Annotated in this window: 17 protein-coding genes; 13 read left to right on the top strand and 4 right to left on the bottom strand. The window is 71.4% G+C overall.

Annotation, left to right across the window (positions count from 1 at the left end; translation table 11 throughout):
- The first annotated feature begins 5 nt into the window (after positions 1-5).
- The 9 genes from ACIBI5_RS44005 (at position 6) to ACIBI5_RS43965 (ending at position 10,477) form a co-directional block, all read left to right on the top strand.
- Positions 6-698 (top strand): CHAP domain-containing protein, encoded by a 693-nt coding sequence (locus ACIBI5_RS44005; protein WP_397256217.1) that lies wholly within the window; start codon positions 6-8, stop codon positions 696-698.
- A gap of 576 nt (positions 699-1,274) precedes the next feature.
- Positions 1,275-2,204 carry an oxidoreductase gene (locus tag ACIBI5_RS44000; protein ID WP_397256216.1) on the top strand — a complete coding sequence of 310 codons (930 nt, stop codon included), beginning with the start codon at positions 1,275-1,277 and terminating at the stop codon, positions 2,202-2,204.
- Positions 2,205-2,813: 609 nt separating this feature from the next.
- Positions 2,814-4,127 carry an ABC transporter substrate-binding protein gene (locus ACIBI5_RS43995; protein ID WP_397256214.1) on the top strand — a complete coding sequence of 438 codons (1,314 nt, stop codon included), beginning with the start codon at positions 2,814-2,816 and terminating at the stop codon, positions 4,125-4,127.
- Between the two features lie 152 nt (positions 4,128-4,279).
- Positions 4,280-5,368: a carbohydrate ABC transporter permease gene (locus ACIBI5_RS43990; RefSeq protein WP_397256212.1), complete on the top strand. Its 1,089-nt coding sequence runs from the start codon at positions 4,280-4,282 to the stop codon at positions 5,366-5,368.
- Complete coding sequence (locus ACIBI5_RS43985; protein WP_397256210.1) at positions 5,365-6,189, top strand: carbohydrate ABC transporter permease; 825 nt, start codon at positions 5,365-5,367, stop codon at positions 6,187-6,189. The genes ACIBI5_RS43990 and ACIBI5_RS43985 overlap by 4 nt, the downstream gene beginning before the upstream one ends.
- Positions 6,186-7,583 (top strand): GH1 family beta-glucosidase, encoded by a 1,398-nt coding sequence (locus tag ACIBI5_RS43980; protein ID WP_397256209.1) that lies wholly within the window; start codon positions 6,186-6,188, stop codon positions 7,581-7,583. The genes ACIBI5_RS43985 and ACIBI5_RS43980 overlap by 4 nt, the downstream gene beginning before the upstream one ends.
- A complete protein-coding gene (locus tag ACIBI5_RS43975) occupies positions 7,555-8,562 on the top strand; it encodes a LacI family DNA-binding transcriptional regulator (protein WP_397256207.1) in 1,008 nt (335 codons plus the stop codon). The genes ACIBI5_RS43980 and ACIBI5_RS43975 overlap by 29 nt, the downstream gene beginning before the upstream one ends.
- A gap of 48 nt (positions 8,563-8,610) precedes the next feature.
- Positions 8,611-9,459, top strand: coding sequence for an aldose 1-epimerase family protein (locus ACIBI5_RS43970; RefSeq protein WP_397256205.1), 849 nt, complete (start codon positions 8,611-8,613; stop codon positions 9,457-9,459).
- 52 nt (positions 9,460-9,511) lie between these two features.
- The gene (locus ACIBI5_RS43965; protein WP_397256204.1) at positions 9,512-10,477 is read left to right on the top strand and encodes a phosphotransferase family protein; all 966 of its coding nucleotides are present in this window, start codon (positions 9,512-9,514) and stop codon (positions 10,475-10,477) included.
- A 128-nt stretch (positions 10,478-10,605) separates the two neighbouring features.
- Here ACIBI5_RS43965 and ACIBI5_RS43960 read toward each other — a convergent pair whose 3' ends face one another.
- A complete protein-coding gene (locus tag ACIBI5_RS43960; RefSeq protein WP_397256202.1) occupies positions 10,606-12,354 on the bottom strand; it encodes an ABC transporter ATP-binding protein in 1,749 nt (582 codons plus the stop codon).
- Between the two features lie 65 nt (positions 12,355-12,419).
- Here ACIBI5_RS43960 and ACIBI5_RS43955 point away from each other — a divergent pair, with 65 nt between their 5' ends.
- Positions 12,420-12,986 (top strand): TetR/AcrR family transcriptional regulator, encoded by a 567-nt coding sequence (locus ACIBI5_RS43955; RefSeq protein WP_397256200.1) that lies wholly within the window; start codon positions 12,420-12,422, stop codon positions 12,984-12,986.
- Here ACIBI5_RS43955 and ACIBI5_RS43950 read toward each other — a convergent pair.
- Entirely contained in the window at positions 12,978-14,009 is a 1,032-nt protein-coding gene (locus ACIBI5_RS43950; protein ID WP_397256198.1) for an anti-sigma factor domain-containing protein, read from the bottom strand. The genes ACIBI5_RS43955 and ACIBI5_RS43950 overlap by 9 nt on opposite strands.
- Positions 14,010-14,187: 178 nt before the next feature.
- Between ACIBI5_RS43950 and ACIBI5_RS43945 the strand changes: the two genes are divergently transcribed.
- On the top strand, positions 14,188-15,393 hold the full coding sequence (locus ACIBI5_RS43945; RefSeq protein ID WP_397256197.1) for an FAD-dependent oxidoreductase: 1,206 nt from the start codon (positions 14,188-14,190) through the stop codon (positions 15,391-15,393).
- On the opposite strand, the gene ACIBI5_RS43940 is transcribed toward ACIBI5_RS43945, so the two are convergent.
- Positions 15,390-16,025: a TetR/AcrR family transcriptional regulator gene (locus ACIBI5_RS43940; RefSeq protein ID WP_397256195.1), complete on the bottom strand. Its 636-nt coding sequence runs from the start codon at positions 16,023-16,025 to the stop codon at positions 15,390-15,392. The two genes, ACIBI5_RS43945 and ACIBI5_RS43940, sit on opposite strands and share 4 nt — an antisense overlap.
- Positions 16,026-16,092: 67 nt before the next feature.
- On the opposite strand from ACIBI5_RS43940, the gene ACIBI5_RS43935 reads away from it, so the two are divergent.
- Positions 16,093-17,052: an NAD(P)-dependent alcohol dehydrogenase gene (locus tag ACIBI5_RS43935; RefSeq protein ID WP_397256439.1), complete on the top strand. Its 960-nt coding sequence runs from the start codon at positions 16,093-16,095 to the stop codon at positions 17,050-17,052.
- A 100-nt stretch (positions 17,053-17,152) separates the two neighbouring features.
- Positions 17,153-18,490 (top strand): class II 3-deoxy-7-phosphoheptulonate synthase, encoded by a 1,338-nt coding sequence (locus ACIBI5_RS43930; RefSeq protein ID WP_397256193.1) that lies wholly within the window; start codon positions 17,153-17,155, stop codon positions 18,488-18,490.
- Between the two features lie 166 nt (positions 18,491-18,656).
- On the opposite strand, the gene ACIBI5_RS43925 is transcribed toward ACIBI5_RS43930, so the two are convergent.
- Positions 18,657-20,039, bottom strand: coding sequence for a pentapeptide repeat-containing protein (locus ACIBI5_RS43925; RefSeq protein WP_397256192.1), 1,383 nt, complete (start codon positions 20,037-20,039; stop codon positions 18,657-18,659).
- Positions 20,040-20,050 lie beyond the last annotated feature (11 nt).

Raw genomic sequence — 20,050 nt, 5'->3', positions numbered from 1 at the left:
ACCCGATGGCGAAGCATCGTCTTACCCGTGCCCCCAAGATCGACCTCACCCGCGCCGCTCTCGGCGTGACCATCGCCGCCACCGCGGCGTTCGCGACACACCCCGCCCAGGCCGAGACGCACGCCGCGTCCGCCGCCGCCAAGGGCGTCCCGGAAACCGTCGTCCAGGCCGAGCCCGGCAAGAAGGCCGGCAGCGACCGGCCCAAGCCCACGGCGGCCCAGGTCCTCGCGCTGGCCAAGAAGCAGATCGGCACCCGCGAGGACTCCAGGGGCGGCGGCACCAAGTTCCAGAAGTGGTACATGTCCTCCCCCCGCGCCGCCGAGACCGTCAAGCGCGACGGCGGCAACCGCCAGGCCTACCTGAACGCCGCATGGTGCGCCATGTTCGTCAGCTGGGTCGGCGAAGAGACCGGCGCCCGCACCACCGTCGGCTGGGACGCCTACACCGTCACCCACGCCAAGTGGTTCAAGAACAACAACCGATGGGGCACCGGCGCGAAGCCCGGAGCCGTCGTCTTCTTCTCGTGGAGCGGCAGCAAGAGCCTCGACTCCATCAACCACGTCGGGTTCGTCATCAAGGACAACGGCAACGGCACCATCACCACCGTCGAGGGCAACACCGGCAACGGCAAGGTCGAGGAGCGCATCCGCCCCGCCTCCCAGGTCGTCGGCTACGGCTACCCCGACTACTCGGCTTAACTTCCCCTTCCCCCCACTCTCCCTCCCAGGAACGGCGCGCCCCCTCCCCCCGGGCGCGCCGTTCCCATGTCCGGCACCACCCCGCGAACCTCCGGCACCCTCCCCACCCCACCGCCACACTCCCCCGCTGCTCCCGCGCACCCCTTCACCCGCCGCCACCCCCGCCCCGCCCCGACACCCCCTCGCCCCGCCCCCGCGCACACCCACCCCGCCCTGACACGCCCCGCCCCGCGCACCCCTTCACCCGCCGCCACCCCCGCCCCGCCCCGACACCCCCTCGCCCCGCCCCCGCGCACCCCTCACCCGCCGCCGCCCCGTCGTCGCGTACCCCCATCCCGCCCTCACACCCCGTGGGCCCGTCCCACTCCCACGCACCCCTCACCTGCGCCGACTCCATCCGTGCGCGCCCCGATCCGCCAGCCCCTCCCACGGCCACGCCATCCCGCGAACCTCCGGCCATACAACCCGGCTCCCAGCCCACGCTCCCCCGGGACCTCAAGTCCCACCCCGGCGTTGTCTCATGACCGGGGAGGGAGTGGGCGGGTTAGGGTGACGGTGATCACGTTTGGAGGGGTCATGGGATGGACCGCAGCGGACATCGGCGACCTGTCAGGCCTGGCGGCCGTGGTGACGGGAGCCAACAGCGGCGTCGGGATGATCGCCGCGGGTGAGCTGGCCAGGCGCGGGGCCACCACCGTCCTGGCCTGCCGGGACGTCGCCAAGGGCGAGGCCGCCGCCCAGCTGATGAAGAAGGCGGCTCCCGACGCCTCCATCGAGGTCAGGCAACTTGACCTGGCCGATCTGGCCTCGGTCCGAGCGTTCGCCGCCGCGTACACCGGCGGTCTCGACGTGCTGGTCAACAACGCGGGCGTGATGGCGCTGCCGTACCGGCAGACCGTGGACGGGTTCGAGATGCAGTTCGGGACCAACCACCTCGGGCACTTCGCGCTCACCGGCCTGCTGCTGCCGCGGCTGCTGGAGCGTCCCGACCCCCGCGTGGTGACCGTCAGCAGCGGCATGCACAAGACGGGCCGCATCGACTTCGACGACCTCCAGGGCGAACGGTCCTACCGCAAGTGGGCCGCCTACGGGCAGTCCAAGCTGGCCAACCTGCTGTTCGCCTATGAGCTGCAGCGCCGCGCCGCCGGCGCGCTGACCAGCGTCGCCGCCCACCCCGGCTACGCCGCCACCAACCTCCAGGTCGCAGGCCCGCGCATGGAGGGCAACCCGATCCTGGAGTTCGGCTCCCGGCTGGGGAACGTGCTGTTCGCCCAGAGCGCCGAACGCGGCGCCCTGCCGCTCCTCTACGCCGCCACCGAACGCGGCCTGGCCGGCGGCACCTACGTCGGCCCCGACGGCCCGTTCGGCTCACGCGGCTACCCGGCCCCCGTCGGCTCCTCCCCCGCCTCCAAGGACCGCGCCGTCGCCGCCCGCCTGTGGACAGTCTCCGAAGCCCTCACCGGCGTCCATTACGACTTCCCCGCCGATACGGCTCCCGCCAAATAGATCTCCCTTTCGCCTCAAATAGATCTCCCATCCCGTTATTCATTCGTGATCGGCCATTCCTAAACCACACAAACACCACAGTCCCCAATAGCCACCCCGGCCATCACATTTCCCTCCCATTGGGAGCACACACCCGCACAACAACCGGACCGCTGACCACACGGTGGCCCGCTTGGCAAGCCTGCACACTTACAAGCTGCCTTGACTGCTGGCTACCTGGCCACCCGGCTACCTGGCCACTTCCTGGGCCAGCCGCACATTTATCGAGGCCGCGCGGGTCGATCGGGCTGCTGGGTGCGGGGTCGATCGGTGCGGGTGATCGGAGTCCCGACTGCGAGGTCGAGCGGTGCGGGTGATCGGAGTCCCGACTGCGGGGTCGAGCGGTGCGGGTCGATCGGGGTGGCGGGGTTGGTGCCGACCGCTTGGATACGGGAGACGGGAGCGCTCCCAGGCGTGTCCGTGGGTGTTTTGTGGTCTGGAGTCCGATACAAGGGCGGAGGACGAGCGGAATGTAACGGTTGCGTGTCGCCTCGTTGACGGGGACATCGCCCTGATGCACTCTGCATGGGAGCGCTCCCATATCCCCCACCCCACCATCAAGGGGCACACATGAAGCACACGCGTCTGGCCACCGCCGCGGTCATGACCGCCGCTCTGGCCGCCTGCGGCTCCACCTCCACCCCCCAGCCCCAGACCTCTGCCCAAGCCAAGGCGGAACCCGTCACGATCACCGTGCACACCTTCGGCGGCGGTGAGAACTTCGGCTATGACAAAGCGGTCGAGGCCTGGAACGCCGCCCACCCGGACATCCAGGTCAAGTACCAGAACCTGACCGACCGCTTCGAGGACGTCTACCTCCCTCAGCTCCTCCAGCGCCTCCAGGCGGGCAGCGGTGCCGCGGACGTGGTGGCGATCGACGAAGGCGCCATGGGCCTCATGGCCGCCCGCCCCCAGTTCTTCGCCGACCTCGGCCAGTACGGCATGCAGAACCGCAAGGCCGACTTCCCCGCGGCCAAGTGGGAGGCGGGCGTCAACGCCGACGGCAAGCTGTTCGCCCTCGGCACCGACATCGGCGGCATGACGATGTGCTACCGCAAGGACCTGTTCAAGAAGGCCGGCCTGCCCACCGGCCGGGAGGACGTGGCCAAGCTCTGGCCCGACTGGAACGCGTTCCTGGAAACCGGCAGGAAGTTCGAGGCCGCCAAGACCGGGGCGAAGTTCATGGACGGCCCCAACACCATCTACAACGTCATCCTCTCCCAGGAGGCCCCGAAGAACGGCAACGTCGCCTACTTCGACAAGAGCAACCAGCTCGTCATCGAGTCGAACCCGGCGATCAAGACGTCGTTCGACTGGGTGCAGACGTTCAGCAAGGCCGGGATGACCGCGAAGCTGCAGGCGTGGAGCCCGGCGTGGGACAAGGCGATCAAGGGCGGCGGGTTCGCGACGATGGGCTGCCCGTCGTGGATGCTCGGCGTCATCGAGGGCAAGGCCGGGGAGGGCAACAAGGGCAATTGGGACGTCGCGGCGGTGCCGGGCGGGTCGGGCAACTGGGGCGGTTCCTGGCTGGCCCTGCCTAAGCAGAGCAAGCACCCCAAGGAGGCCGCCGAGGTCCTGAACTACCTGACCGGCAAGGACGGCCACGTCATGGCGTTCGAGGAGGCGGGCGCGTTCCCGAGCTCGCTGCCGGCGCAGCAGGACGCGAAGGTCACCGGCCTGAAGAACGCCTACTTCAGCGACGCCCCGACCGGCCAGATCTTCTCCGCCTCGGTCAAGGATCTGCTGCCGATGTTCCTGGGCGAGAAGCACGCCCAGGTCAAGACCGCCGTCGAGAAGGTCATCGAGGGCATGGACCAGGGCGCGGTGCCGTATGAGGAGGCGTGGGCCAGGTTCGTGGCCGCCGGCGTGAAGGCCGCGGGCTGAGCATGGCCATGGACTTCGCGCCGCCCCAGCCACCCCACCAGCCGCCCCGGCCCCGGGCAAAAGACCCCCGGGCAAAGGAGCCATGGACGAAGGAGCCATGGACGAAGGAGCCGCGATCGAAGGAGCCAAGATCGGAGGAGCCGCGGACAAAGATGCCGCAGGTGAAGGAGCCGCAGGCGAACGAGCCAACACCGGAGGAGGCTTGGTCGCCGGCTCGGCGCAGCGCCGGGCGAGGCGAGCGCGGGCGCTGGGCCGGGCGAGACAGGCGCGGGGATGGGCGGGACGAGCGCGGGCGCGGAGGTGGGCAGGACGGCCGCGGCACCGGGCGTGCGGGCGGGCGAGGCGGGGGCGGGCGTGCGGGCGGGGGTGGACGGTGGTCTCGGTTCGATCTTCGCGGCACCCCGTATCTCCTCGTCTCGCCGTACTACCTGCTGTTCGCCGTCTTCGGCGCCTTCCCGCTCGGGTACACGCTGTGGATCTCGCTGCACGACTGGGAACTGGCCGGGGACAAGAGCTGGCTGGGGCTCGGCAACTACGCCGAACTGGTCACCGACGCCGAGTTCTGGAACGCGGTCGGCAACACGCTCGGCATGTTCGCGCTGGCCACGGTGCCGCAGCTACTGCTGGCCCTGATGCTGGCCAACGCGCTCAACAAGCGCCTCAAGGGGCGCCTGATCCTGCGCCTGGGCGTGCTGCTGCCGCTGGTCACCTCGGTGGTGGCGGTCGCGGTCATCTTCAGCCAGCTCTTCTCCCGCGACTACGGCCTGGTCAACTGGCTGCTGGGGACCCCGATCACGTGGCAGAACGAGAAGTGGTCGTCCTGGATCGCCATCGCCGTGATGATCGACTGGCGCTGGACCGGCTACAACGCGATCATCCTGCTGGCCGCGATGCAGACGATCCCCCGCGACCTCTATGAGGCGGCGGCGCTCGACGGGGCCTCGCCGCGCAGGCAGTTCTGGCGGATCACCGTGCCGATGCTCCGGCCGACGCTGGTGTTCGTGGTGTTCGTCTCCACGATCGGCGGGCTGACGCTGTTCGCCGAGCCGGTCATGTTCGAGGGCAACCCGATGATGACCGGCGGCACCACGGGCCAGTACCAGACGGTGGCGATGTTCGTGGTCAAGGAGGGCTTCCGCGACTTCGACATGGGGTACGCCGCTGCCGCCGCCTGGCTGCTGTTCGTGCTGATCCTGCTCGGCACCCTGGTCAACTACCTGTTCACGAGGCGGATCCGATGAACCGGGCCACGATCACGACGAGGATCGGGCTGGCGGTGGCGCTCGTGCTGTCGGCCTTCCCGATCTACTACATGTTCATCATGGCCACGCGCTCCAACGAGGACGCGCTGGACACCCCTCCGCCCCTGCTGCCCGGCGGCCTGCTCGGCGAGAACGTCGAGCGGCTGCTGGCCACCGAGGACGCCCACTTCCTGACGGGCCTGCTGAACTCGGCGGTCGTGGCGGGCACGGTGACGCTGTCGGTGGTGGCGATCTCGACGCTGGCCGGGTTCGCCTTCGCCAAGCTGCGCTTCGCCGGCTCGCGGCTGCTGCTCGGGCTGATCCTGGTGACGATGATGGTGCCGCTGCAGCAGATGGGCGTGGTGCCGCTGTATGAGCTGATGGTCTCGCTGGGCTGGACCGGCCGGCTGAAGGCGGTGATCCTGCCGTTCCTGGTCAACGGGTTCGGCGTGTTCATGATGACGCAGTACGTGGCGCAGGCCGTACCCGATGAGCTGGTGGAGGCGGCGCGGGTGGACGGCGCGGCGACGCTCGGCATCTACTGGCGGGTCGTGCTCCCGGCGCTGCGGCCGGGCATGGCGGTGCTGGCGCTGCTGGTGTTCATGCAGACGTGGAACGAGTTCCTGTGGCCGCTCATCGTGCTGAACCCGGACAACCCGGTGGTGCAGACGTCGATCGCGGCGCTCAACTCGGCGCACGGCACCGACTACGTGATGTTGTTCACCGGCACGGCCGCCTCGGTGCTGCCGCTGTTCGTGGTGTTCGTCCTGTTCGGCCGTCAGATCGTGGGCGGGCTCATGGAAGGCGCGGTCAAGGCATGACGACCCAGGAAGATCAGGTACGGCACGCGCCCGGACGTTTCCCCGCGGGGTTCGCCTGGGGCGCGGCCACCTCGGCCTACCAGATCGAGGGCGCCGCCGACCGGCGCGGCCGGTCGATCTGGGACACCTTCACCCGCGTGCCCGGCCGGGTGGTCGGCGGCGACCACGGGGACGTGGCCGTCGACCACTACCACCGCTATCGCGACGACGTGAAGCTCATGGCCGAGCTGGGCCTGACCGCCTACCGGTTCTCGGTCTCGTGGCCGCGCGTGCAGCCGGACGGCTCGGGCGCGGTCAGCCAGAAGGGGCTCGACTTCTACCGCCGCCTCACCGACGAACTGCTGGAGCACGGCATCCAGCCGTGGCTGACGCTCTACCACTGGGACCTGCCGCAGGCGCTGGAGGACAGAGGCGGCTGGCCGGAACGGGAGACCGCCTACCGCTTCGCCGACTACGCCGCCGCCGTGCACGAGGCGCTCGGCGACCGGGTGCACACGTGGGCGACGGTCAACGAGCCGTGGTGCGCGGCCTTCCTGGGGTACGCCTCGGGGGAGCACGCGCCGGGGCGGCGGGACCCGGTGGCCGCGATCCGGGCGGCGCACCACCTCAACCTGGCGCACGGGCTGGCCGTACAGGCGCTGCGGCCTTCGCGCGTGGGCGGCTGCGTGAACCTCTACGCGATCACGCCCGCCACCGCGGACGACCACGACGCGGCCCGCCGCATCGACGGCCTGCAGAACCGCTTCTTCCTGGACGCTCTTCTCAAGGGCTCCTATCCACCCGACGTCCTGGAAGACCTCGCCATGGACCTGGATTTCATGAACAATCGGGACTTGGCGGTCATCAGCGAGCCCATCGACCTGCTGCTCGTCAACTACTACAGCCGCTTCACCGTCTCCTCCCGCCCCGGAGCCGCATCGGCCGCCGCGGCGCCGACCGGCACGGGCTCGCCGTGGGTCGGCAGCGAGCACGTCTCGTTCGTCTCGGGCGGGCGGCCGGTCACCGCGATGGGCTGGGAGATCGACGCCGGCGGCCTGCTGGAGGTGCTGACGCGGGTGCGCGAGGAGTACCCGGCGGTGCCGATGGTGGTCTCGGAGAACGGCGCCGCCTTCGACGACCACCTGGACGGGGAGCGCGTCCACGACCCCGGCCGGGTGTCCTACCTGCGCGAACACCTGTCCGCCTGCCTGGAGGCCACCCGCCGCGGCATCCCCCTGGAGGGCTATTTCGCCTGGTCGCTCCTGGACAACTTCGAATGGGCATGGGGCTATGGCAAGCGCTTCGGCCTCGTCCACGTCGACTTCGCCACCCAGCGCCGCCTGCTCAAGGACAGCGCTCTCTGGTACGCGGAGATCATCCGGCAGAATGGTGGCCATGAACCGACCGACTCTTGAAGCAGTCGCCGCCCGCGCCGGGGTCGGGCGCGGCACGGTGTCGAGGGTCATCAACGGCTCGCCCAACGTCAGCGCGAAGGCCCGCGCCGCCGTACGCCAGGCCATCGACGAACTCGGATACATCCCCAACCGCGCCGCCCGCACCCTCGTCACCCGCCGCACCGACACCGTGGCGCTGGTGGTGTCGGAGTCGGAACTCCGCGTCTTCGACGAGCCGTACTTCGCCGGCACGATCAGGGGCATCGGCTCCGCGCTGGCCGAGACCGGCCTGCAGCTCATACTGGCGATGGCCCAGTCGCCGGAAGAGCACGAGCGGCTGGAGCACTTCCTGACCGGCCAGCACGTCGACGGCGTCCTCTTGCTGTCGCTGCACGGCGCCGACCCGCTGCCGGGACGGCTGGAGGAGATGGGCGTGCCGACCGTGCTCGGCGGCCGCCCGGTCGGCCTCGACCCGTACAGCTACGTCGACATGGACAACCGCGGCGGCGCCCGCCAGGCGATCAAGCACCTGCTGGGCATCGGCCGCACCCGCATCGCCACCATCGCCGGCCCGCAGGACATGGGCGTCGGTGTGGACCGCCTGGCCGGCTACCGTGACGCGCTGCCGGCCTCGAACGCCCCCGACCTGGTGGCCTACGGCGACTTCTCCGAGGAGAGCGGCGCCGCGGCGATGCGCGCGCTGCTGGCCGGCCATCCGGACCTCGACGCCGTGTTCGCCGCCTCCGACCTGATGGCGGTGGGCGCGCTGCGCGAGCTGAAGGCGGCCGGCCGCCGCGTGCCCGAGGACATCGCGCTGGTCGGCTTCGAGGACTCCAAGGCGGCCCTGCACACCGACCCGCCGCTGACGACCGTCCACCAGCCGACCGAGCAGATGGGCCGCCAGATGGCGCACCTGCTCGTGGCGCGCATCAACGGCGAGGAGCTGAGCCAGCCGGTCGTCATACTCGACACTCATCTGGTACGGCGAGCCTCCGCTTGACCAGCGGATATCCTTGACCGACCCCAGCGTTGGCGAAAGGACTCCCCCGTGCCCTCTCTGTCCGGCGGCGGCTACACCGCCGAGATCAGCCAGCGCGGCGCCGCCCTGCGCGTGCTCAGGCACGGCGGGCGCGACCTCGTGACCTCGTGGCCGGAGGGCGGCCCGATCCCGTTCTACGCCGGGACGATCCTGGCCCCGTGGCCCAACCGGGTCGCGGGCGGCCGCTACTCCTTCGACGGCGACGGGCACCGGCTGGAGCTGACCGAACCCGAGCGCGGCAACGCCCTGCACGGGCTGGTCTCCGCCGCCGATTGGCAGGTAGCGGAGTGGCTGGCCGCCGAGGACGACCACGCCTTCGCCCGCCTGGTCCACACGATCACGCCGGCGCCCGGCTACCCGTTCACGCTGGAGCTGCAGGTGCTCCACCGGCTCGACGCCGCCGGGCTGAGCACGACCGTCACCGCCCGCAACACCGGCGGGCGCCCGGCTCCCTATGGGTGCGGGCCGCATCCGTGGCTGCTGGGCGGCTCCGACGTGCTGCACGTCCCGGCCGCCAAGGTGGTGCTGAACGACGAGCGGCTGCTGCCCCGGGCGCTGGAGGAGGTGTCCGGCACGCCGTACGACTTCCGTGCGCCGCGCCCGCTCGGCGGCCAGGACGTCGACAACGCCTTCACCGGGCTGGCGGCGGGCGAGGTGCGGGTCGGCGGCACCCGCGTGACGTGGGATCCGGCCGTGCTGCCGTGGGTGCAGGTGTGCACCGGCGGGCAGCTCGGTTACGAGGGTGTGGCGGTGGAGCCGATGACGTGCCCGCCGGACGCGTTCAACTCGGGAACCGACCTGGTGGTGCTGAAGCCGGGCGAGCACCACGAGGCGAGCTGGACGATCAGCGCCGTCTAGCTTTCCGGACGCACTGGACGATCACCGCTCGAAGCGGACAGAATCTCGCTCTGTGGAGAGCAGAACCAAGCGCCGCCTGTCCCCCGGGCAGCTCGACGCGTTGCTGCGGCGGGCGATGGGCACGGGCGTCGCCGACGCGAGCGAGCTGACCGACGGGTTCGCCAACGCCGTGTGGCGGGTGCGGCTGGACGACGGCCGCGAGGTGGTGCTCAAGCTCTCCCCGCCGCCCGACCTCGACCAGCTCACCTACGAGCGCAACCTGCTGCGCATGGAGGCGCACGCGATCGAGCTGGCCGGCGCGGCGGGCGTGCCGGTGGCCGGGCTGCTGCGGGCGGGCTTCGACGATCCGGTGCTCGGCGGCGACTACCTGGTGCTGCGCGCGCTCGACGGCACGCCGTGGAACCGTACCCGGCCGGACTCCCCCGACGACGTACGCCGCGAGCTGGGCCGGCACCTGGCCACGCTGGCCTCGGTGACCGGCGAGGTGTTCGGCTATCCGCACAACGGCATCACCGGCCCGACCTGGCGGGCGGCGTACCTGGCGATGCTCGGGGCGCTGCTGGACGACACCCGGCGCTATCCGACGCCGCTGCCGCTGCCCGCGGAGGAGATCCGGCGGGTGGCCGAGTCCGCCGCGCACGTGCTGGAGGAGGTGCGCACGCCGAGCCTGGTCCACTTCGACGTGTGGCCGGGCAACGTCTTCCTCACGCTCGACGGCCGGATCCAGGCGATCATCGATCACGAGCGGGCGTTCTGGGGCGATCCGCTGGCCGAACTGATCACGCCGACGATCTTCGGCGAGGTCGCGGAGAACGATCCGCTGCTGGCCGGGTACCGGGAGGTGCGCCCGCTGGAGCTCACGCCCGCCGCGCTGGCCCGTCTCGACCTCTACCGCACTTACCTCTATCTGATCCTTCTGGTGGAGAACGGGCCTCGGCAGTACCCGGAGGAGGAGTACGCGCCGCTGCGCGACCTGGCCACGACCTCGCTGGTGAAGGCGGTGGAGGCGCTGCGCTGAGCGGCGGCACCGCCGCATGGACGATCGTGGCGGCCCCTGGAGACCCCGTGCCCAGGGACCGCTTCCCGATCCTCGGCCGCGACGACCGGGTGAGCGGCGTCGTCACCCCGCGCCGCTCCGCTCCCCGCTCAGGCCACGGCCGGGCTCTTGCCCTCAGCCAGGCTGAGCGCCTCGACCAGGCTCGCGTAGAGCTCGTCGGTCTCCAGGAGCGCCGCGTGCGAGCCCTGCGCGCGTACCTTGCCGTCCTCGAGGACGACGATCGTGTCGGCGTCGATCACGGTGGACAGCCGGTGCGCGATCGTCACCACGGCGCCCTTGCTCGCCCGATCGCCGATGCAGTCGTGCACGGCCGCCTCGGTGAGGCCGTCGAGCTGGGCGGTGGCCTCGTCGAGCAGCAGCACGTCGGGGGTGCGCAGCAGTGCCCTGGCCAGGGCGATCCGCTGGCGCTGGCCGCCGGAGACCGACGTCGGCGACAGCTCCTGGTCGAGGCTCCCGGCCATCTCGGTCAGCCGTACGTCGTGCAGGACCTTCCGCAGTTCGTCCTCGCCGGCCTCGGGGTGCGACAGCAGCAGGTTGTCGCGGATCGTGCCGGGCACGACGGGTGTGTCCTGCTCGACGTAGGCGAGCCGGGCGCGCACCTGGTCGTGCGTGAGGTCCCGGTACGGCACGCCGTCCAGCAGGATCTCGCCCTCCTGAGGCTGCAGGAAGCGCAGGATCAGTGAGAACAGCGTGGTCTTGCCCGCCCCCGACGGCCCGACGATCGCGACGTGCCCGCGGCGCGGGATGACCAGGTCCACGCCTTTGACGGCGGGTTCGGAGTCGGCCGAGTAGGCGGCCCGCACTCCCCGCAGCTCCAGGATCGCCGGCGCGGGAGCGCCCGCGATCGCGACGCCCGCCTCGGCGGGAACGGAGCTCTCCTGCTCCAGGTCGTCGACGCTGCGGATGCGCTCGGCGGCGGCGATGCCGGCCTGCAGGGCGGTGACGTTCTGGCTGAGCTCGGTGATCGGCTCCATCAGCGCGAACGCGTAGAGCAGGAACGCGATCAGGCTGGAGACCTCCAGCACGCCGAGGCTCACCCGCCAGGCGCCGACGCCGAGGATCAGGATGATGGCCAGCTGGATGCCGGACCAGGCCAGCGTCCAGGCGATCGCCTCCCTGCGCACCGCTCGGATGCTGTACTTGGTCGACACGCGGGCGTCGTCGATGATCCGCTCGGCGGTGCGGTCCTCCGCGCGGCTCACCTTGATGGTCCTGATCGCGCGCAGCGCGCCTTCGAGCCGGCCGCCGACGCGGCCCACGTGCTCCTGGGCCCGCTCCTGCGCCTTGGCGATGGCCGGCATCAGCGTGGCGAACAACAGGCCCACCACGACGACCGCGGCGACCGTGGTACCGAGCAGCACCAGGTCCAGCACGCCCATGAGCACGAGCGTGCCGACCAGCATGATCGCGCCGTTGATCAGTCCGATGACGCTGGAGGACGCGGCCTCGCGCAGCAGCACGGTGTCGGAGGTGACCCGGGTGACGAGCTCACCGCTCTGGCGCCTGGTCACGGCCGGGATGGTGGCGCGCAGCAAGCGGCGCACCATCGACTCGCGCGCCTCCAGCACGACCCGCTCGCCGAGCGCGCCGAGCATGATCCACTGCCAGGTCAGGATCACGATGCCGACCAGCAGCAGGCCGATCAGCGCGGTGATGGGCCCGGACAGCGACAGCGAGGCGCCGAGCGAGTCGAGCACCCACTTGGTCACCATCGGCGTGGCCAGGCCCATCCCCGAGCCGAGCAGCGCGAGGAACAACCCGAGGGCGAGCTTGCCCCGGTGGGGCCGGGCAAAGCTCCACAAAATACGGAGCCGCGGAAACTTTTTTGGAGCAGTCATGGATGACAGTGGAACACATTTGTTCCAAGAAAGGCAAATGAGTTTCTTAGTGGTACGGTAAGCCCATGACCGTTGCCGAGACAGGACTGCGCGCACGGACCCGTCGCGCCATCCTCGATGCCGCCTTCTCCACACTGACCGGCAACTCGGGCGCCTCACTCAGCGATGTCGCCGCGGCCGCCGGGGTCGGCCGCACCACGATCCACCGCTACTTCCCCGAGCGCACCGACCTGATCACCGCGATGTCCGAGGACCTGCTGGAGAAGATCGCCCTGGCCACCGGCCGGGCCAGGCTCACCGACGGACCGGCCATCCAGGTGCTCGACCGCCTCCTGCAGGAGTACTTCGAGCTCGGCGACTACCTCATGCTCGCCTTCACCGAACCGCACCTCATCGACTCGGCCGACTGGGAGAGCGAGACCCCCAGCGACCGCGAGCTGATCGCCATGATCGAGCGCGGCCGCGAAGAGGGCTCGGTCGACGCGCGGATGCCGGCGAGCTGGGTGCAGCAGGTGATGTGGGCGCTGCTGTACGCCGCGTGGCAGCAGATACGCGACGAGGAGACCTCCAAGCACGACGCGCTCGGGCTGTGCCTGCTCGCCTTCCGCAAGGCCGTGGCCGTCTCAGGCTGAGGGCAGCTCGGCCAGCATGATCGGCACCGTGGTGGGCCACCGCGACCCGCCCGCCGGCTCGACCGTCAGCGCCACCCGCTCCTCCCCTTTCTCCGGTACGGCCCGCAGCATCCCGTCACCGTCGTCCAGCAACCCCGCCGGGCGGGCACCCCGCGGCCCCATCAGCCACAACGCGTAGTCCTCTTCCTCCTTCAGGCGCGGCAGCCCGGTCGCCGCGAACACCATCCTGCCCCGCTCCCTGGAGACCACGATGGTGGCCTCGCCCCCGGCGGTAACCGGCCGCCGAAGGACCCGGGCGTCCGGGGCTGCCATGACGTCCAGCAGGTCCTTCTGCCGGTCGAGCGCCTCCTGCCGGCCGGCGATCACCGTCTCCAATCTCTGCTGGCCCTGAACCGCGAGGACCCCGAGGGCGACGGCCGCCGCCGCGGACACGGCCGCCAGCCCCGCCGCCACCCGCCCCCGCCACCCGGCCCCCAGCCGGCCGGACCCCCCGGACCCCGCCCGGCCGGACCCCCCGGACCCCATCCGGCCGGGTCCCCTGGGCCCCGCCCGGCCGTGCCTTCCGGGGCGCGGGCCGCCCGTTTCCTGCCCCGGGCCGCCCGCTTCCGGCCGTACGCCTGGCGTGTCCGGCGCCGGTGAGGACCCGGCCCCCGTGGCGCCGGTCCGCTGGGGGCCGGGCCGGTCGGGTCCTGGAGCGCCGGTCCCGAACGGGAGGGTGCCCGTCGGCTCCGTCCTGGGGTACCAGACGGTGGCTCCCGATTCGGCCAGCGGCCAGGGGTAGATGGTGGCGGGGGCGTGGGCCTGCCGTACCTGGGCGGCGGAGGCGAGCACGCGGCGGCGCAGCGCGGCGGGCGGCGGGACGGCCGCGGGGAGCGCGAGGCGGGCGGCCGTCTCACGCAGGCGGCGCACCTCGCCCTGGCAGGCCACGCACCGGACCAGGTGCCGTTCGAACAACTCCCCTTCCAGCTCGGGCAGGGCGTGCACGGCGTAGGCGCCGGACAGGGCGTGGAGGTCTTCGTTCATGGGGTCGCTCCCAGCCGGTACGGCCCGTCGCGCGGTGAGCGCCGCGAACGGGGTGCGCGTCGCGGCCGTGGCGGGGCGGTCGTGACGCTCACGTCTGTACTTCGGCCCCTCGGGCCCGCCGGATGCCGGGCCTTGCGCTTTTCCCGTGTCGTGCGACAATTTCATTGGGTGATGAATTATGAGCTGTGTAATCGCAGGAGGCGGTCCAGCGGGCGCCATGCTCGCCCTGCAGCTCGCCAGGTCCGGCGTCGAGGTGACGCTGCTGGAGAAGCACGCCGACTTCCTCAGGGACTTCCGGGGTGACACGATCCACCCCTCCACCATGATGGTGCTCGACGAACTCGGGCTCATCGACGACTTCCTCAACCTGCCCCACCGCAAGACGTACCAGGTCCACGCGCTGACCGACGACGGCCCCCGGCCTGTGGCCAGCCTCAGGGAGCTGCGCACGCCGTACAACTACATCGCGATGGTCCCGCAGTGGGACTTCCTGGACCTGATCGTCGGGGCGGCCAAGGAGTACCCGTCGTTCCGGCTGCTCATGAACGCCGGGGCGACCGGCCTGATCCGCGAGGACGGCGTCGTGCGCGGCCTGCGCTACCGGGACGCCTCGGGCGAGCACGAGATCAGGGCCGCGCTCACGGTAGCCGCCGACGGCCGGCGCTCCACGCTGCGCGCGGCGGCGGGGCTCGTGCCGGAGGAGTTCGGGGCGCCCATGGACGTGCTGTGGTTCCGCATGCCGCGGGAGGCCGGCGACACCGACCACACGTTCCTGCGCCTGGCGGCCGGCAAGCTCATGGTCGCCATCAACCGGGAGAGCTACTGGCAGATGGCCTACGTGATCCCCAAGGGCGGCTTCGACCGGCTGCGCGCCCAGGGCATCGACGCCTTCAGGGATCCGGTACGGCGGCTGCTGCCGTTCCTCGCCGACCGGGTGGACCTCGTCCAGAGCTACGACGACCTCAGCATGCTGACCGTGGCGGTCAACCGGCTGGAACGCTGGCACCTGCCCGGTTTCCTGTGCGTCGGGGACGCGGCGCACGCGATGTCGCCGGTGTTCGGCGTCGGCATCAACCTGGCCGTCCAGGACGCGGTGGCCACGGCCAACCTGCTGGCCGGGTCGCTGCGCTCGGGGGCGCCGATCCCGGAGTCTGCGCTTCACCTGGTGCAGCGTCGGCGGTTGTTCCCGGCGAAGGTCACGCAGGCCGCGCAGCGCCTGTTCCAGGACCGCGTCATCAGCGTCGCCCTGGAGAACCGGCGGAAACCACCCCGCATCCCTGCCAACGTGACCGGCGTCCCGATCCTGGGCGCGGCGCTGCGGCGGTTCGTGGGCTTCGGCGTCCGGCCCGAGCACGTGCGCACGAAAGCCCTGATCCGCGCCTAGTCCGGCACGGGCAGGTGGTAGAGGGCGAGCGGAGCGGGCGGCGGCAGGGGCGCGGCCGGTCCGGTGTGGAAGGAGCGCAGCATCAGGGCGGCCAGGCGGCGGGCGGCTGCCACCGCGGTCTCGGCGGAGGCCGCGGTGATGCCGTCGGTGGCCATGAGGATGAGCGAGAGGTCGCTGCGCTCGAACTCGGCCCGCAGCCGGCCCGACGCCTTGGCCCGCCGTACCAGCTCGGCGAAGCCCCGCTCGGCCCGCTCACGCTCGCGCCCGAAGTCGACCGCGCCGGGGAACTCGCTCAGGAAGGCGGCCGCGAGGCCGCGGTCGACGGCGTTCATCGCGCACAGCGTCTCGATGAACGTGCGGAACCCGTGCCAGGGGTCGGGGTCCTCCAGGGCCTCGTCGATCGTCCCCACGCAGGCGCCGAGATGCTCGCGGAACACCTCCGCCATCAGGGCCTCGCGGGTGGGGAAGCGCCGGTAGAGCGTGGCCACGCCGACGCCCGCGCGCCGCGCGATCGCGGCCATGGGCACGTCGAGGCCCCGCGCGGCGAACAGGTCGCCGGCCGCTTCGAGGATGCGCCGCCGGTTGTGACGCGCGTCCGCGCGCAGCTCCATCCGAGAGGATTCCGCAGACATGCTTCTCACATTAGCTCAAATGGAGTGGCCTCTCCGTTTAGCGGGCTAGCGTGACGGCATGAGTGAGATGCGCGCGGCCCTTTACGACCGCTATGGCCCCCCTGAAGTGCTGTACGAGGGCACGCTGCCCAAGCCCGTCCCGGGCCCCGGAGAGGTCCTGGTACGCGTCCACGCCACCACCGTGAACGGCGGCGAACTCCTGGGCCGGGCCGGAAAGGTACGGCCGGTCACCGCGCTCGCCGGACCGGGCTGGCCCAAGCGCACCGGGATCGACTTCGCCGGCGAGGTCGCCGGCCTCGGCTCACCGAGGTCGGGCCTGAAGCCCGGCGACCGGGTCTGGGGCTCCATGGCCAGGTCCCAGGGCTTCGGCAGCGCCGCCGAGTATGTGGTGGTGCGGCCCCGGCAGCTCGCCTTCGCCCCCGCCGGGCTCGACCTGGTCCAGGCCGCGGCCCTGCCCGTGGGCACGACCGCGATCACCGCATTGCGCGACAAGGCCCGCCTCGCCCCCGGCGAGCGCCTCCTGGTGCGCGGCGGCGCGGGCGGCGTCGGCAGCCTCGCCGTCCAGCTCGGCCGCGCCTACGGCGCCCACGTCACCGCACTCGCCGGGGCCGCGAACCTGGACCTCGTCCGCGACCTCGGCGCCGACGAGGCCTACGACTACGCGACGACCGGCCCGGCCGGCCTCGGCCCGTTCGACGTGGTCCTCGACACCGTGGGCAGAGACCTGCCCGCGTGGCGCCGCCTGCTGACGCCGCGGGGCCGTATGGTGGCGATCGCGTTCGACGCCGCGCACGTGGCCGCCTCGATCGGCTACATCCTCGCGTCCACCGTGTACGGCAGGCACCGCGTGCGGGCCTTCAGCGGCGCCCCCACCCACGAACTGTTCGCCGAGCTGACCCGGCTGACGGAGTCCGGGGCGCTCCGGCCGGTCGTGGACACGATCCACCCGCTGTCCGGCATCGCGAAGGCGCACCGGGCGCTGGAGGCGGGCGGGGTCCGCGGGAAGCATGTCATCCAAGTGATATGACCGGTTTACCGGGTTTGATGGGCCGCCAGGTGAGAACACGTTCTCAGAATGCGGAATCCGGGGTCGGAGAGGAAGGCGGAGTGGAATACCCTCGTTTGTCGTGAGCGCACTGAGCAACCTCGATTCCTGGCGGGCGCTTCCCGCCGCCCAGCAGCCTGACTGGCCCGACCCCGCCGAGCTCGGCAAGGTCGTGGACGAGCTGCGTTCTCTTCCCCCCCTGGTGTTCGCCGGCGAGTGCGACCAGCTCAAGGCTCAGCTGGCCGACGTGGCCCGCGGCCAGGCGTTCGTGCTGCAGGGCGGCGACTGCGCCGAGACGTTCGCCGGCGCCACCGCCGACAACGTGCGCAACAAGCTCAAGACGCTGCTGCAGATGGCCATCGTCCTCACCTACGCGGCCAAGGTGCCCGTCGTGAAGATCGGCCGGGTCGCCGGGCAGTTCGCCAAGCCGCGCTCCAAGGGCACCGAGACCCGCGACGGCGTCACCCTGCCCGCCTACCGGGGCGACATGGTCAACGGGTTCGACTTCACCGAGGCGTCCCGGGTGCCCGACCCGTGGCGGCTGCTGAAGGCGTACCACTCCTCGGCGGTCACGCTCAACCTCGCCCGCGCCTTCACCAAGGGCGGCTACGCCGATCTGCGCCAGGTGCACGCCTGGAACCAGGATTTCGTGCTCGAGTCGCCCGCCGGGCGCCGCTACGAGCAGCTGGCCAGGGAGATCGACCAGGCGCTCGCGTTCATGCGGGCCTGCGGGGCCGACCCGGAGGAGTTCCACACCGTGGAGTTCTACTCCTCCCACGAGGCCCTGATCCTCGATTACGACCAGGCGCTCACCCGCATCGACTCACGCACCGGCCTGCCGTACGACGTCTCCGCTCATATGGTGTGGATCGGCGAGCGCACCCGTCAGCTCGACGGCGCGCACGTGGAGTTCTTCTCCCGCATCCGCAACCCGATCGGCGTCAAACTCGGCCCCACGACGACGGCCGACGAGGCGCTCACGCTGATCGAGAAGCTCAACCCCGCCAACGAGCCCGGCCGCCTGACGTTCATCACCCGCATGGGCGCGCCGAAGATCCGCGAACTGCTGCCGCCGCTGGTCAAGGAGGTCACCGCGTCGGGCGCGCAGGTGGCGTGGATCTGCGACCCGATGCACGGCAACACGTTCGAGGCGCCGAGCGGCCACAAGACGCGCCGCCTGGACGCCGTGCTGGACGAGGTGGCCGGCTTCTTCGAGGTGCACCGCGCGCTCGGCACGCACCCGGGCGGCATCCACATCGAGTTCACGGGCGACGACGTGACGGAGTGCGTGGGCGGCGGCCAGGAGATCGCCGAGGACGACCTCGCCCTCCGCTACGAAACCGCCTGCGACCCGAGGCTCAACCGCTCCCAGTCCCTGGACCTGGCCTTCCGCGTCGCCGAGCTCTACCGCTCGGTCTAGCGACGCATCTGTTTCAAGCGCCTTTCCGTTACGGCGGGGCCGGCTCGCCCGCCCCGCCGTACTTCCTTCCCTCTGTCGAGCGATGGTCGTGAGGGCTCACGGGCCGCTCGCCGCGACAACTCCGCTCGTGACCGGTGCCACGCGCGATCCGGCCCGGGGGCGGGTGTCAGGGAAGGTGGATGGAGGGGTCGGGCTGGGTGGGGACGGGGCGGCGAGTGGCCTGGCTGGTGGAGGTCCAGAAGACGCCGGCCGTGATGGCCATGAGGATGACCAGCCACAGTGCCGCTCTGCCCATCCGCAGGCCGTAGCCGCACAGCAGCCACGACAGGGCCAGCCACCATCGCCGTGACGCCCCGGCCTTGCGGCGCATTTCCATGGCGCCGAAGGCGAAGTCGCTGGCTATGGACTCGTCGTCCAGGCCTGCCTGCAGGCCGGTGTAGAGGACGGCGAGGCGTTCCGCGCTGGCGGCGGTCTCGCCGGGGGCGGTCCAGCCTCTTAACAGGTGTTCGTCGGCCAGCGAGCGGCGGCGGGAGAACCAGCGCATCGGCGGCCACCGCAGCCCGAAGCGGACGCCGCTGGGTGTGAACGCGAAGGCGCAGTCCTTCAGGCGCAGGCCCGCCGGGTCGCCGTAGCCGGCGAAGCGGCAGGTGGACAGGTCCAGGCCGGTCAGATTCAGCGCGGGGGCGTTCACCTCGCGAAGGGACGTGAGGGCGGCGCGGCCCCGGCCGGAGATGGCGGACGGGTGGTGCAGGACGGCCGATTCCAGGTCGGCCTGGGCGTCGGTGAGGCGCAGCAGCAGCGGGCCGGTGATCTCGGCGTGGCGCAGGTCCGCGCCCGAGCCGGTGACGCACAGGTCGAGTCCCGATTCGGCGTGCGCGTGGGCGGCCGAGAGGCGGCCGGTGACCGAGACGTAGACGTTGCCCAGGAAGTGGGCGGCGTCGAAGGCGGCCGGGCCGACGACCTTGCGGAAGGACAGCGTGCGGCCGAAGCGGGCGCCGCGGAAACTGGCGCCGTCGCCGACCGTCGCGGCGTCGAAGGTGGCGAACCCGTCGAACCGGGTTCGCTCGCAGGACAGGCCGCGGCCGCAGGCGGTCTGGCTGAACAGGGCGTCGCGGGCCAGGACGGCCCTGTCCAGCGACAGGTGGCCGCGGACCCTGACGCCGTGGAAGGACAGTTCGCGGGCGAAGCGGGCGCCGGCCAGAGAGACGTTGCCTTCGAAACGCGCGCCGAAGAAGGACGCCAGGCGGTCGAACCTCGCTCCGTCGAGCGAGACGTCGCCGAGGAAGGCGACTCCGGCGAAGCGCGTCTCGCAGGTGAAGTGGGCGCGGTCGAGGCGGGTTCTGCCGGGTCTGCGTTCGGTGGCCTCCAGGACCTGGTCCAGGAGTTCGGCGTCGATGGTGGTGCCGCGGAGGTCCACGAGGCGGCCGGGGGTTAAGGTGCGGAGCACCTCCGCGCGCGCCTCGGGCGTGGTGTGGAGCAGGCAGGTGCCGTGAGGCTGGTGTGCGAAGCCTGTGCAGGCGCCGGAATGCGCGCAGGTGACCCAGTCCATGCAGTGGTCAT

Origin of the sequence: Nonomuraea sp. NPDC050540, assembly GCF_044457485.1 — a bacterium.
Taxonomy (GTDB): domain Bacteria; phylum Actinomycetota; class Actinomycetes; order Streptosporangiales; family Streptosporangiaceae; genus Nonomuraea.
This window is presented reverse-complemented; position numbering and strand designations above follow the sequence as displayed.